General features: G+C 53.7%; 11 protein-coding genes. 8 read left to right on the top strand and 3 right to left on the bottom strand.

Translation table 11 applies throughout. The annotated features are described in order from the left end of the window. Positions 1-51: 51 nt before the first annotated feature. Complete coding sequence (locus RMSM_RS37495; RefSeq protein WP_008705702.1) at positions 52-2,067, bottom strand: S1C family serine protease; 2,016 nt, start codon at positions 2,065-2,067, stop codon at positions 52-54. A gap of 196 nt (positions 2,068-2,263) precedes the next feature. On the opposite strand from RMSM_RS37495, the gene RMSM_RS37490 reads away from it, so the two are divergent. The 8 genes from RMSM_RS37490 to RMSM_RS28910 all read left to right on the top strand — a co-directional run bounded on the left by RMSM_RS37490 (position 2,264) and on the right by RMSM_RS28910 (position 12,957). Then, positions 2,264-4,018, top strand: coding sequence for a serine hydrolase (locus RMSM_RS37490; protein ID WP_052031854.1), 1,755 nt, complete (start codon positions 2,264-2,266; stop codon positions 4,016-4,018). 244 nt (positions 4,019-4,262) lie between these two features. After that, the gene (locus RMSM_RS28945) at positions 4,263-5,264 is read left to right on the top strand and encodes a hypothetical protein (RefSeq protein ID WP_040769963.1); all 1,002 of its coding nucleotides are present in this window, start codon (positions 4,263-4,265) and stop codon (positions 5,262-5,264) included. 156 nt (positions 5,265-5,420) lie between these two features. After that, positions 5,421-7,742 carry a hypothetical protein gene (locus RMSM_RS28940; RefSeq protein WP_008705696.1) on the top strand — a complete coding sequence of 774 codons (2,322 nt, stop codon included), beginning with the start codon at positions 5,421-5,423 and terminating at the stop codon, positions 7,740-7,742. 27 nt (positions 7,743-7,769) lie between these two features. Continuing rightward, on the top strand, positions 7,770-8,954 hold the full coding sequence (locus RMSM_RS28935; RefSeq protein ID WP_040769961.1) for a hypothetical protein: 1,185 nt from the start codon (positions 7,770-7,772) through the stop codon (positions 8,952-8,954). Positions 8,955-9,304: 350 nt separating this feature from the next. Beyond that, on the top strand, positions 9,305-10,396 hold the full coding sequence (locus RMSM_RS28930; RefSeq protein ID WP_008705690.1) for a DUF1559 domain-containing protein: 1,092 nt from the start codon (positions 9,305-9,307) through the stop codon (positions 10,394-10,396). A gap of 140 nt (positions 10,397-10,536) precedes the next feature. Next, positions 10,537-10,716 (top strand): hypothetical protein, encoded by a 180-nt coding sequence (locus RMSM_RS28925; protein WP_008705689.1) that lies wholly within the window; start codon positions 10,537-10,539, stop codon positions 10,714-10,716. A gap of 182 nt (positions 10,717-10,898) precedes the next feature. Beyond that, positions 10,899-12,284, top strand: a complete 1,386-nt coding sequence (locus RMSM_RS28920; protein WP_160168403.1) for an arylsulfatase — start codon at positions 10,899-10,901, stop codon at positions 12,282-12,284. Between the two features lie 406 nt (positions 12,285-12,690). Continuing rightward, positions 12,691-12,957 carry a hypothetical protein gene (locus RMSM_RS28910; RefSeq protein WP_040769965.1) on the top strand — a complete coding sequence of 89 codons (267 nt, stop codon included), beginning with the start codon at positions 12,691-12,693 and terminating at the stop codon, positions 12,955-12,957. A gap of 123 nt (positions 12,958-13,080) precedes the next feature. Here RMSM_RS28910 and RMSM_RS41420 read toward each other — a convergent pair whose 3' ends face one another. Together RMSM_RS41420 and RMSM_RS28900 are read right to left on the bottom strand one after the other, a co-directional pair. Continuing rightward, positions 13,081-13,257 (bottom strand): hypothetical protein, encoded by a 177-nt coding sequence (locus RMSM_RS41420; RefSeq protein ID WP_008705683.1) that lies wholly within the window; start codon positions 13,255-13,257, stop codon positions 13,081-13,083. 342 nt (positions 13,258-13,599) lie between these two features. Beyond that, a partial coding sequence (locus tag RMSM_RS28900) for a DUF1559 family PulG-like putative transporter (protein WP_040769953.1) occupies positions 13,600-13,973 on the bottom strand: 374 nt, incomplete at its 5' end.

Raw genomic sequence — 13,973 nt, 5'->3', positions numbered from 1 at the left:
CAAGCACCAGCAAGACGGCAAGAGAAAGGACGCGGATCATTCGGTAAACCATCATTTGTCTGGATCAAACTTATTCAAATTGGTTGACTCGGGGACGGATTTGACACTTTCGAACTCGATGTCGTTGTCGACTGCGGTCGATGTCTGTTGCGGTGATGCAAACCCCGAATTTTCGAGTGCTCGAGCCTTTTCCCGCATTCGATTTTGTTCGCGTTCTTTTCTGGCTTGGCGTTCGTTTTCTAGTGCCCTTTCATCGACCAGTCGATAGTTCATCGTGATTGGGATTTTCGCGGTAATATTGTCCTGGTTCACCGTAATCGTCACCTTGTAATTCATGTTCAACATCCGGCCTGCCCGCGGATCAAATTTTCCTTTCCCCAACCCAACGATGGTCATCGGTTGCGGGTCCTTGGATTCGCCCTCGACCCTCAGCGAATAAGATTTTTCCAGCTCGATCCCGTCGGGGAGAGTTTTGCCGAGTGTGACGGTTGTCGATTCGGTGCCGAGCAACCATTTGGACGTCTTTGCAGGCGGTGTTTGTTGGCGTATCCAAGGTGCACGTCTTCGTGATGCAAAGCTTCCGAAACCGTACGGATCTAGATCGGGTCCCGATGGTGCCGGCCGCTGCTGAGGGATCATGATCTGATTGCGAGAAACCGTGCGGCCGGGCGACGAGTCCGGTAATACTTCGATTCCGATCTGGCTAGCACCGCCCAGCATCATAGGCATCATGCCATCAGTGTCATCGCTATAGAGTTCACCAGATGTATCGACTTGGAATGTTCCGGAGAAGCGTTCGTCTCGTGGTAGCCCCGTAGAAAAATTTCCTGCTGTGGGCAGGCGATCTTGGTAGACATAGCCCGAGTATTCCATCGTGTGCGGTTGTTGCATCCCGACACCACCAGGGCCGACCGTGACTTTCAACAGCACGGTGGCGGGACTGACCCGATCAATAACATCGGCTGCAGAGATTGCAGTGGCCTGGTCCTCGATCACGATGGGAACCCCCAACTGCTCGGCGATCTGTGTCACCTTGTTTGCCGGGATCGCAAAGCCGACTTCGGAAATGCCTGCCCCAGCGAGCAGTGAACTGGTGACGCCGACGAGTCGCCCTGCGTCGTCGACGAGCGGTCCGCCGCTGTTGCCTGGATTCACCGTGGCATCGATCTGAAACCCGTCGACTCCACCCGGTCTGCCTCGTCCCGATACCTCTCCCTTGGTGACTTTGATCGACTCGCCCAAAACGTCGGACAACGGATAGCCAATCGCGCGGACGTCTTGCCCCAAATGGACTTGGTCCGAATCGGCAAACGTCAAAAAGGGAAGCTTGTTCTGTTCCACTCGAAGCACCGCCAAATCATTTTCGAAGTCCAGCTTGATTACGGTCGCACTATATTCCGATTCTTCGATCACCGCCTGAATACGGGTGGCACCTTTGACGACGTGAGCACACGTCACCACAATGCCTTGCGGGTGAATCACAAAACCGCTGCCAGTTCCCTCGCCGGTTTGATCATCGACGTCGACAGCATTGGGACGCTTGTCTGTTTTTTGGATTGTATTGCGACCACGATATTTGATTTTTCGCGATCCCAATTCGGCTTCGATCTCAAAGTCGTAAACCAACGCATCAACAGAATTCCAAGCGTACTTGATCGGCGATTTAGTGGGACCAAGTGTCTTGGGAACCTCAGGTCCGAGCGAAGGGAGGTCGGTGATGAAACGGACTGCCGTTTCATCGTCGCCGGGGACGCTGCCGCCGAGATCGTTCAGGGAGGCGAACTCAGCGGACGGATCGGATCGAGGTTCGATCGGCGGAGGGACCGAAGGCATCGGTGCGCTAACCGCGGGATCAAGATCGCCGCTGACCTCTGTGACGGGCTCTTGCTCAGGATGCAGATGATCTGGCGATGTCGCTGGGTTCTCCGCGACGACAAAAACATCTTGATAGACCTTCCAAGCCGCAAACGCCACCACGCTTGCACTGAGTAATAAAAACAGAAGAAATCCCACGACGATAATCGTCAAAACAACCGTTCGTTCGTTGCGTCTGGCGGCGCGTGTCATGGCAGTTGCCTCGGGTTTTATGTCGCGAACTCAAAATCAACCTGGATTGGCCGACCTCAAGAATAACAGGTATTCCCTACCGGTTTGCTCATTGTGTTAGGGGATACTCGACCATTCGGTGACTCTTCTGCGATAGAATGGGCTGAACAAGGATGTGTCTGGCCATGTACCGTTTGTGTTCGAACCAGGGTTTCCGATGACGTTGTTCTGCAATTGCCGCCTGGGCGGCTCGACATTGACACTCTTGTTGATCGTATTGGGCGTCACGATTTTGGGCGTCACAATGACGGGGCTGGTTGACGCTCAAGACCCTGGCGCGTCCGGCACTTCTAACACCACGGACGCTGCCACCGCGGAGAGCTCGGACACCCAAACGTTTGTAAAGCAGCTGGATCAAAAGCTGGATGGCGTTGATGCATCCGAGCTGCCTGCGCTTTCGCTGCTTGTCGCCCGTGACGGCGAAGTCATTTATCGCCGTACGATTGGATTGGCCGATCTCGAGAACGAGAAAGCGGCTACAGCAAAAACAAAATTTCGCATCGGCTCGATCACGAAACAATTCACCGCCGCGGCGATCTTGCGTTTGGTTGCCGATGAAAAACTGACGCTCGATGATACGCTTGATCAATTCCTGCCGACGTTTTCACGCGGGGACGAAATCACGATTCATCACTTGCTGACTCATACGTCGGGCATCCCTAGCTTCACTGAAACGGCAGAGTTCTGGCAGCGAGTCTCGCAGCCGACAACCGACGCGGACGTGATCGCTTCGTTCCAAGGTCTGCCGTTGTCCTTTAAACCGGGAACAAAATACCATTACAACAATTCAGGCTATTTCCTGCTGGGCCACATCGTCGCGCAAGTTTCCGGAAAAACCTTTGGCGACTATTTGCAAGACACCTTTTTTCAGCCATTGGGAATGACGGACACCGGCATTCACTCGCCCGATTTGAACTTGGAAAACGAAGCTCGCGGCTACTCACTCCAAGACGATTCATTCCAACCCGCGCTCAATTGGCACATGTCACAAGTCGGTGGCGCCGGTGCGATGTATTCGACCGTCGATGATTTGATGTTGTGGAATGAGGCTGTCTTCAGCGGACAAGTGCTTACGTCTGACTTGAGAGAAAAAGCCTTTACGCCCTACCAAAATGGTTATGGGTACGGGTGGTTGATCGGCGAACATCGTGGGCTACGGACGATCAGCCATAACGGCGGACTGAATGGTTTTGTCAGCAGCTTGATTCGGTATCCCGATCAAAATCTAACAGTGATCGCGCTGCACAACGCGTCTCCATCGGTTCCCGAGATGACTCCTGAGAGTGTGACGCGGAAGATCGCGGAGCTGTTTTTGGATGCGGAAATGGAACCGCCAGTGGTCCATCAGGTCGACAGCATGGTCACGACTGAGATCCTTGCCCGCTATGTCGGCCGCTACGACTATGGCGTGGCCGTTTTGGTCGTCACGCTCGAAGACGGGCACCTGTTCGCGCAATTGACCGGACAAGGCAAAGCGGAAATCTATCCTAAGAGTGAAACCGAATTTTTTTGGAAGATCGTTGATGCATCGGTAGCCTTTCAGATCAATGCCGAAGGCCTCTGTACCGGCGCCAAACATACTCAGAACGGGCAAACGATGGATGTCCGCCGGTTGCCCGATCACGTCGTTGTCGAACTTCCGAGCGAGATACTTGATCGCTACGTCGGAGTGTACGATTATGTGCAAGCAAAAATGACGATCCGCCGCGATGGTGACCGCTTGCTTGCGAAACTCGGCACTCAGCCCGAATTGGCGATTCTGCCAGAAAACAAGACCAAGTTTCACTGGCAAGTGGTCGAGGCCAGTATCGAATTTGATGTCGACCCCAATGGTGGTGTCAGTGGGGCGACGCACACGCAAGGTGGCCATCAATTCAAAGTGTTAAAAATCAAGGAAGAGGAACCGAAGTAGCATCGTCCGATGGAGATAGCGGGACTAACATGGCAAGCCACTGCTATCGATATTGTCGCAGAATTTAGCGAACAGCCAGTCGCCGAATTGTCATTTGCGATTAGAGCGACTTGGGCTTGCCGGTCGACTAAGATGACTGGGTCGATAGACACGTTTTGATCTGCTTGTTGATTGACTTGCGTTCGCTGCATTTCGTCTCACACCCCTCACCCACTTTATCGCGTACATCATGAACCTGCGAAGCATGTTACGACCTCGATCGCATTCCGCTCGTGGACTATTTGGGTTGCCATTGTTTGCGACGTTCGTCCTAGGTCTGCTTTGCCCGAACAACCTTGCCCTTGCCGATGAAACGCTCTCGAACCGATTGTGGTTGGTCAGCACGCGAGCCGCTTCGAGTTGTGCTCCGTCGCTGAATCAAACAAATCAAATCAAGTTCTGGTCGAGTGATCCGAGTGTTCCTTGGCAACAAGCCAACCTGGGAAACTTTTTGAACTGCGTCAATGGCGATGTCGCCGCCGACCCGGTGCCTCTGTGTATCTATGTGCATGAAAATAGGGTCAGTGCCCAAGAGGCGTGGGGCCGCGCAAAATCAATTTATTGTCAATTGCAGCGAGCCGCTCCATCACCGAATGATCGTTTTCGCTTGGTGATGATTTCGTGGCCAAGCGATCGAATCGGAATTCGTCCGCGACCCGATGCGCAGATCAAGGCGCAGCGGAGCGAAATGCATGGTTACTATCTTGCTTGGTTGTTGGAACAAATCGATCCAAGGGTCCCCATCAGCCTGTTTGGTACCAGTTACGGCCCACGAATGATCACCGCGGCATTACATTTTCGAGCGGGTGGCACGATTTCCGGTCGTCAACTCGCAACCACGAACGCCTCGCTGCGCCCGCCGGTCCGAGTGGCCTTGTTCGCATCGGCGCTGGACTGTGATTGGCTGTTGCCAAATCATCATCACGGCAGAGCGCTAACCCAAGTTGAACGCATGCTGATTATGTACAACCCGTCCGATTCGGTGCTTCATTGGTATCCACGGTTGAACGGTCGCGGGGGACCGGCGGCGCTTGGCTCTGTCGGTTTATCGCCATCACGATTGGGGGTGGATGGTTACAAAGTCCAACAGCTGAACGTCAGCCGCAGTGTCGGCAAGACGCATAGTTGGCAGGCCTACGAAGGCAACCCCGCGATCATGTCACGCGTCGCACCGTACCTGCTTCGCCAATCGGATTACCTGCCCTAGAAATTTGATCGACGCCGATTTGTCTTGGCGGGGAAGATTCGCTCAATGAGGTTCCGCCTTGGCTGTGACGGCACCTCGGTCAAATGAGCCGCGTTCTTGTGCGAATCCGGTTGCTTCTCTCAACATGGCGTCAGGATTGTTCTACAATCGGCAGCCATGCGTTCCAAAGTTGCCAAAGCCGCCTCGATTGCCGTTGATCATTCAGCCCACCTCGGTATGTCGCCCCTTAAAAGCAATGCAGGCCGTTTTCAATACGGCGTGCAGTGGTTAGCGGTCGTCTGTTTGTCAGTCGTGTTCGCATTTCAACCTTTTTCGGCAGACGATTTTTGGTGGCAACTCAGCCGAGGACGCGAGGTTGCCGGCGGCTCGATCACGCCGAGCCGATCGCTGCTGACCCAGGAAACGTTGGCTGAAGCCGATTGGTTGGGCGGGCTACCCATTTTTGCCGTCTATCAATTCCTGGGCGGACACGGGTTGATGATGTGCCGAGTGCTGTTAATTTCCGGTTGTATTGGTTTGATTCTGGCCCCGCGGCGCTCGAGTGGTTTTGTCCGACCGTTGGCATGGTTCGTCGTAACGTTGGCGTTGATCGCGGTAGCGAGGCATTTCGAATTGACGCCTACCTTTTTCGATTGTCTTGCGATGGTCGTGTTGGTCGGTTTGATGCACCGGAAATCGGAACAGGCGGATGCGTCGCCGAGTGATCGCCGAAAGCCGATTTCGCCGAGGGTGACCGCCATCGGCATGTTTATAGTCTGGAGCAACCTGGCACTCGGAATTCTGGTGGGCTTGATCGTATGGATTGCTTACAGTTGCGTCGCCAGCCTAGTGCGTGAGACGGGACACCGCAGGAATTGGATATTGGCAATCTTGATGCTGGTGGGTGGTTGCATTAATCCTCGCGGCGTTTTCGCTTGGACCGATTCACTGTCTAGCATTTTCCCAGTTTGGCGAAATCCTTCCGCATTGTTCGCTGGCACTCCGTGGCAACCGCTGTTCGCAGGATTGGCAAGCCCAGCGGCGGTTTCATTTCTGCTGCTGACCATGATTTGGATCGCGACACAAACCTTTGGTCGCCGCCGAATGCCTCGTGGGCTGTTTTGTTTTGCGTGGATGCAGTGGTTGGCGTGGTCATCAATGCACAATCTTGCAATTGCCACCACGTGGATTGCGGCTGACTTGCTAGTCTCTTGGCACCGTGATGGGCAATATCGCATATCCAACCTAGCCTTGTCACGATCGCACTGGCTCGGCTACTTGGCGGCAGCCATGGGAATCGCAGTCGCGTTGCCATACAGCGGATTGGTGGCGACGATGGGATGGGGAATCGATGCATCGCTTGACAATCGAATGTTGCAATTGGCGTTGCAGCAGACTGAGCCTTACGGCACCGCATTTGCCGATGACACCCGTAGCGGCGGAATGTTGGCGTGGCAGATTCCGCAGCTTCGTGAACTCTCCGATGCAAGCGACGCCGAGGCGGTGCGACTTCAGGATGTTGCCCATCGCGCGGTGATCGCGGGACGCTTTGCCGAACATCACCGAGTGATCGATGATTTACGTCAGCAGCGGTTGATGAGCTATTGGCTCAGCGACGGTTCCCAGGGCGGATATTGGCTGACGCTAGAGCATCGTGAAACCACGTTGTTGCTCGTATCGAATCGGGATACCGAGTTAATTCGTGGATTAGAGCCGTCGATTTGGAAGCCACTTTCGCTCGATTCACCCGTCATCCCCTATGCCGCTGCTGGTGATAAACACTATGCCGATCAAATGATCGAAACGCTGACGAACCGCGAGATCGTCGAGTTTCAAAATTGGCAGTATTCGTTTCCTCGCTCGTCGAGTTCGCTGTTTGATCGTGATCGTTGGGGTTTCGCACCCATCATCGTCGATGCCGATCAAGCGTATCGTCAATCCGAAGTGTTTCGAGCCATGGGGCTTCGCTATGCCGCCCTAAGGGTGCTGTTTGTTGGACGCCAAGCCTTTCCCGAATCAGTGCCATTGGCGTGTGCGATGACACGTTGTCAGACGGAACTCGCGAATGCTGAGATCGTTGCCGCGGGTGCACCGAGTTGGTTTCGCTACTTTGCCGCAAGCGAGCCACTTGCGAACGGCGATTGTTCAACACCGATGGACATCAAGTCGGTGGCAGAGAAATCTTCGTTATTCCCACGTTGGGCTGTGCCGGAGTCAAACCCATTCAGCGATGAACTTCGCAGGCGGGTGGCGGCATACCTGCAAGAGGGTCCTCAGACACTGATGGTATCGGCCGACTTTCAATCCCAATTGGGCGTCGAACATTCACAATTGATGTATGCTGGACTTTGCGGGGCGATCGAGGCAGGAGAACACGAAATAGCTGATCGATACCTGCAGTGGTTCGAATCCAATCCGGCCGTCGACGAGATCAAACGATTGGTCGAAGTTCGCGAGAGTGAATTGCACCCGTCGCAGACGTCTTCTGACGAATTTTGAAGTTGAAACATGGGTAGAAGTCTTCGCTTGAAATCACTTAACGTCACCGCTCTGACGGCCAGCCTTGCTGCACTCGTCGTTGGCTTGTTGATGGTTGTGACGATGCAAGGATCGTCGCCGCGTCCGGTCAGCCGATTGGAAGCGGGGATGCCGCGTTTGGCGTCACCGAGTTGTGCGGAATGCCACAGCGGAATTGTCGCCGATTTCGCCACCGCTCCTCATTCCAATACGCTACGGCGGGGAAACGACCCGGCGATGTTGTCAGCGTTTGCCGGTCAGTCCGTCGAGATCGATGGCCGCCAATTCTCGTTTTCGGTGGAGCAAGACGAGTTGTGGTTCAAAAGTAACGACCTAGATTACCGACGCCGAGTGGATTGGGTATTTGGTTCAGGACGCCACGCCTTGACGCCTGTTTCACTCGATGCCGAGGGGTCAACCCAGCTTTTTGTATCGTCATATGCCGATGGTCAATTGCGTACCACACCCGGTGCATCGGCCGTCAATTCGAGTCCACTGCGGTTGGGAAATTATCAAGCGGCGGCCGATACGCGGCGTTGTTTCGGCTGCCACGTCAGCCGGTTGCCGGCGGAGAACGACTTTGGCCGACCGCAACACTGCGAGTTGGAAATGGACTCCGATTCGCCATCCGACGCAGCAAAAGGATCCGCTAGCGTCACGCTGCCCGATAACGACTGTATGATCGCGAATTTGGATTGCAGCCGCTGTCATTTCGGAGCAGCCGAGCATGCGCGGTCCGGAGGGAGTCTTCCCTTGCTGCAGGGGTGGAGCAAACTAACGCCACTGGAATCAATCAATCGTTGTGGCGAGTGTCACCGACGAGCGGATGAAATGAAATCGTACGAGATTTCAGTCGATCAAACCCACCTCGTTCGATTTGCCCCCGTCGGGCTGGCGATGAGTCGTTGTTTCCAAGTCGCCAACGCGGCGGAGAATGCCGGACGCTACCCAAGGATGGACTGCATCACCTGTCACGATCCACACTTGCCTTCACGCACCGAGCCTGAATTTTTCGAGGCCATTTGTCGGGATTGCCACACTTCGCCGCCGCAGGATTCAGCCTCGCAATCACACCCGATCACGGAGGTCGTGACGTGTTCGCAGCAACCGGCCGATTCCGCCTGTCTGTCCTGCCATATGCCCATGACCGATTTCGCTCCGGGGCTTCGTTTTACCGATCATTGGATTCGGTAAAGAAAATTCTACGCCAAACTCAATAGAGAGAGGGGGTGGCAGCCCCCTTTGGATTGAGTTTTTTGCAGTCGCCGCAAAAACAATGCAAAAGGCCGGAACAAGCGTGTTGTTTCTATAGATTTAGTGGTGCTTTCTATAGAGTAACGTGGCGTGGGACGGAACAAAAAGATGAGAAAAAGCAAGAGTCCCCCCCTGAAAATTGTTGCAGCAGAGGTCTGGATTGGGTAGAACCGGATGACACAGAGTCAACTTAGGGGGCATAAAACACTCTTATCTTACCTTTTGTGCTCCTTATCAGCTCTGTCCATCTTTTCGTTTTTGTTTTCCATCTCTGAGGGGACTTTGCAGTGATGACTAAAAAAAGACTTGGTTTCACCCTTGTCGAATTGTTGGTCGTAATCGCGATCATCGGCGTATTAGTGGGCTTGTTATTGCCCGCGGTTCAAGCGGCTCGCGAGGCCGCTCGGCGGATGCAGTGTTCTAACAATCTGAAACAGATTGGACTTGCGATCCACAACTACCACAGCACGTACAAGGCGATACCGGCGCTGCGTGACCGCCACGACCAAATCAATCCTGGTGTTGTCAACAACTGGAATACTCAGAACTTTAGTTGGTCATCTCGACTGTTGCCATTTATCGAGCAGCCGGGACTTTACGAAAAGATCGACTATTCGCTGCACAACTGGTATTCCGGTACGTGGCGTCCTAATGACACCTTTGACATCGTAGCCCCGACCGTCGTGGAAGCGTTTCGTTGCCCGACCGATCCGGGTACGGGGGCAAGTATTTGGTACGACTCGACGACGGCACGTCATTCGGGATCGCCATCACATCAAGCTTATGCGCCGATGAACTATTTTGCTTGTACAGGGCCCGACAGTCGGTTGCGTTGGAACAAAGAAGGACTTGGCTTTTTCGACGCGATCCGCTCGCACGCCACCGATTCCAGCATCAAAGCTCGCTATCGCAAGTTCCGCGACGTGCTTGATGGACTATCTAATACCGTGGCCGTTTCCGAAGGTGTCATCGGACATCCCCGTATTAATACCAATTCAACGATGCGGGGCACGCGGTCTTATGAAGCCCAAACAACGGGGGCCGTCGGTGATTTGATCGCGACGGCGACGGACAATGGTTGTCCGATGACAGGCAGTCCGGATACCAATTCAGGACGTGCACGTGGGATGACTTGGTTGAGAGGCTATTCCCCAAACGAGGTTTCGTTTAATACGCTGATGGTCCCCAATTCAAAACTTTGGGATTGTGGTGCCAACAGTGATCGCAACATGTACGCGACCCGGTCGCTGCATACCGGCGGTGTCCAGTCGCTGATGGGAGATGGATCGGTCAAATTCGTGACGGAATCCGTTGACTTTCTCACCTGGCGTGCGGTGGGTGGAATTGGCGAAGGCGAAGTCATTGATGTGGAATCGCTCTAACACCCTCACTGTCTAATGATCAGCTGTCCGTTCTATCGAATACGGTATGCTGAATTTCTGATGTGCCCGGCTGCCGCGTTGCGGCGGTCGGGGATCCTGTCCGTGTTTTCATTTTTTACTCACTCACTTTCGATTGCCCCATGAATATTTCCGCTTTGCTGAAAACTTCTGCGTTTTTGTTGTTCGCCGGATGTCTCTGCATGCCGCTTGTCGGATGTGGTTCGACTGCCACCAACCCCGGTGTGGAGGATGCTGGTCTCGAAGAAGACGAAGCGTACAAGGAAACCGAAGAATACGTTGAGGGCGAAGAAGGCATCTGATCGACGATGTCCGCCGGATAGCTGAGCTGGCAGCTCGCTGTCGCAACAATCGGGATCGCCTATCGTGAATATTTAAAAAGGCAGTGAGACCAGGGTCTCGCTGCCTTTTTTTCGGTTTCTAATACAACGAAAATGACGATGTCGGCTGTTGCAAAAAATTTTCATCACCAGCGAATATGAACATGTCAAGGAATTTCAAGCCGCTCTCTATTTTTCTACTTCTGCCGCTTCTGTTTGGTGTTGGTATTCTATCGCGTTCGGCGGATGCTCAGGAAGCCAACGATTTGACGGTCAAGCCAAACGTGATTCTTATCCTCGCCGATGATATGGGGATTGGCGATCTCGGCTGTCGCAACGGCAATCGCAACCGCACGCCAAATCTGGATCGTTTGAAAAAAGAAAGTGTATGGTTTGAAAACGCCTACTCTGCGGCACCGGTTTGCGCACCTGCCCGGGCCAGTTTGTTCACAGGACGCTATCCGCATCGCACGGGCGTGGTGACTTTGAACCAACAGCGTTATCCACAGTTGACTCGATTGCGAAAGGACGAGACGACACTTGCCAACCTGTTCCAGGACAGCGCTTATACCACCGGATTGATCGGCAAATGGCATTGCGGTGACGGCGCCGAATACCAGCCTATGGCCAGAGGGTTTGATGAGTTCGAAGGCTTTGTCGACCACATGCACGTTCCCAGTTATTTCGATTACAAACTGCGGGTCCAAGGACAACTGCACGCCGAGTCCAATCAATACTTGACGAATGATCTATCGGACCGCGCTGTCCATTTTATACGCCGTCATCAACAGCATCCCTTCTTTCTTCATCTCGCCCACTATGCACCCCATCGCCCACTTGGTGCTCCAGAGAATCGTATTCAGCCGTATTTGAACAAGGGGTTCGACCGGGATACGGCAACCGTCTACGCGATGATCGAAATCATGGACGAAGGCATCGGTGAACTGCTCAGCGAATTAGATCGATTGAAACTTCGCGAGAAGACGATTCTCATTTTTGCTAGTGATAATGGTCCTGACCCGCTCGTGAGTTCACGATTCAATGCAGAATTACGAGGTACAAAATACACGGTTTACGAGGGAGGCATCCACGTTCCGTTGATGATTCGCTGGCCCGAGCAGTTGGTTGCAAGTGAACGTGACGAGGTGATCCATTTCGCGGACGTGTTGCCAACGCTGATGGATCTCTGCCAACTCGAGATTCCTGGTCACTTGAAGCTTGACGGCAGAAGTTTGGCGGGACTTCTACGGGGCCAGCCAGTGAAGGATGCTCTGCCGCAACCGCATTTTTGGCAGTGGAATCGCAAGGACCCCCTCTATTCGCATAACGCTGCGATGCGTGAAGGCGACTGGAAACTGGTCCGTCCCTATGTGACCCGAAGCATTCCAAAAGAGGAATCAAAACGCCCGCCCGCTCTTTATGATTTGTCGTCGGATCCGACCGAGTCGCATGATGTTTCAGCGCAGTATCCCGAACGCGCTGCCCGCATGAACGAGGCTTTAGATCGATGGAGTGACGAGGTCGAACGCGATCGTCAACGCGTTCCATGAGAGCGACTTGCGTCGGTGGTGCTCGTCGATGTTGTGCTTCGTCGGCACAATCCTGCTCGGCGACTGTGCCAGATTGGCTCGCCAGATTCGAATCGAACGCCGCGAATCGCGGCTTGTTTCCCAGCGCGGCAACGGCTTCGCATATTGGTACACGAGTTGCATTTTATAGCGATCGCTACGGTCAAAGTGTTTGATAGGTAGTGAGTCCACATTGCGATTAGACGCACGAAACAAAGTGGTCGCGGGAAGCCGTGTCCAAATCTCGCTGTCAAAGCGTAATCTTGGCAGCAATCGTTTCGCGGAACGGCATGGGCGATCTGGTTTTCTTCCCGATTCGCTTCCTGATTTTCCATTCGCTCGTGGCGTTCCGCTTTTTCAACACAACCACTTGCTCAGGACTGGTGCCATGCCTGTTTCCGCTCGACGTTTGGTCCGCAACATGATCAACGACCTCAAAGAAGAACGTGATGAATTGGCGTTACAAATTCATCTCGGCAAGCAAGAGGCGAAAAGTGAATGGCAGGCTTTGGGCAAAAAGCTCGAAGATTTGAACCGTCGCTACGAACCGCTGAAAGACGCTGTCGAAGAATCAGGTGAAGATGTCTGGGATGCGATGAAATTGGTTGGTGGCGAGATCAAAGAGGGTTTCCAACGCATTCGCAAGTCGATCTAGTGACTTGGACGATCCCGCCACCTCGCACCGACAGCCCACAAAAAACCTCGACCAATTCTTGATCGAGGTTTCAGGAAGTCTGCGAAACGCAATCGGTGATTCATCCGACCGAGGTGCGATCGATTATTTATCGGCCAAGGCGGGATCGATGTCCGTTGGCGTTGGGTTTTCAGCCGCATACTGAGCCAACTCGTCTTCGTCCGAGACGACGGTAGGTTGACTCGACTCAGAGCAGCCGAGGACAAATGAAAACATCAGGGCAAACGCCAGCAAACTGACGCGATGGAAAAGGTGAGTCATCTCTATTGTTCTCGAAGGGGGAAGCGACTTGGTCGACGTAGCGAATGGGATGGAAACTGTTTTAGTGCTGGCCCGCAGCCAAAGTTTAAAGTTGGCCGAACTGATGTGAGTGAGTATCGGTCGGCTGGCCGGATTCGACGAAAGCCGTTGACGACTTGTTGATTTAATCGATCTTCGAAAATTGATGTTAGCCGTTTGGGCGCTAGCCCCGGTTCTGCGGTGACGAAACCGGGGCTAGCGCCCAAGCGGCTAACTAAATCAAAAAGCCGTTGACGACTTCCGCTACGGCCAACCCTATTTTCAAACTGCGACAGCACTCTGGGTTTGAGCATTCAGCGAAGACTAAAACTCGGACGAGATGACTTCTTTTGATGCTCGCGTGCCTAATGATCCCCACAAACCAAATGGAGATTGCGAGCCCGCTGGAAGTTGTCCCGATTGATTGCCAACATGGGCACTTGTTTGACTGCCCGCTTCGATCGAATCGGTGATGAACTTCACAGCTCCGTCGCCCATCAAAACATGACATCCGCCCTGATGGCGACTGCTGGCGGGGTAGATACCATCACTGAACACGTTGGTGTTGACGCACACATAACCGTTTGGTGGTTTGATAGTGTTCATGTTCCCCCAAATGCCGCGGCTCATCGCCCACTTATAGCCCCGCTTTGCTTCGGCGGCGGTGTCGCCCCTGCGGTTTCGTAGTTGCCCGAAGC

The sequence above is a fragment of the Rhodopirellula maiorica SM1 genome, assembly GCF_000346295.1.
Taxonomy (GTDB): domain Bacteria; phylum Planctomycetota; class Planctomycetia; order Pirellulales; family Pirellulaceae; genus Novipirellula; species Novipirellula maiorica.
The sequence above is the reverse complement of the archived record's forward strand: the minus strand, read 5'-3'. Positions and strand labels throughout refer to the sequence as shown.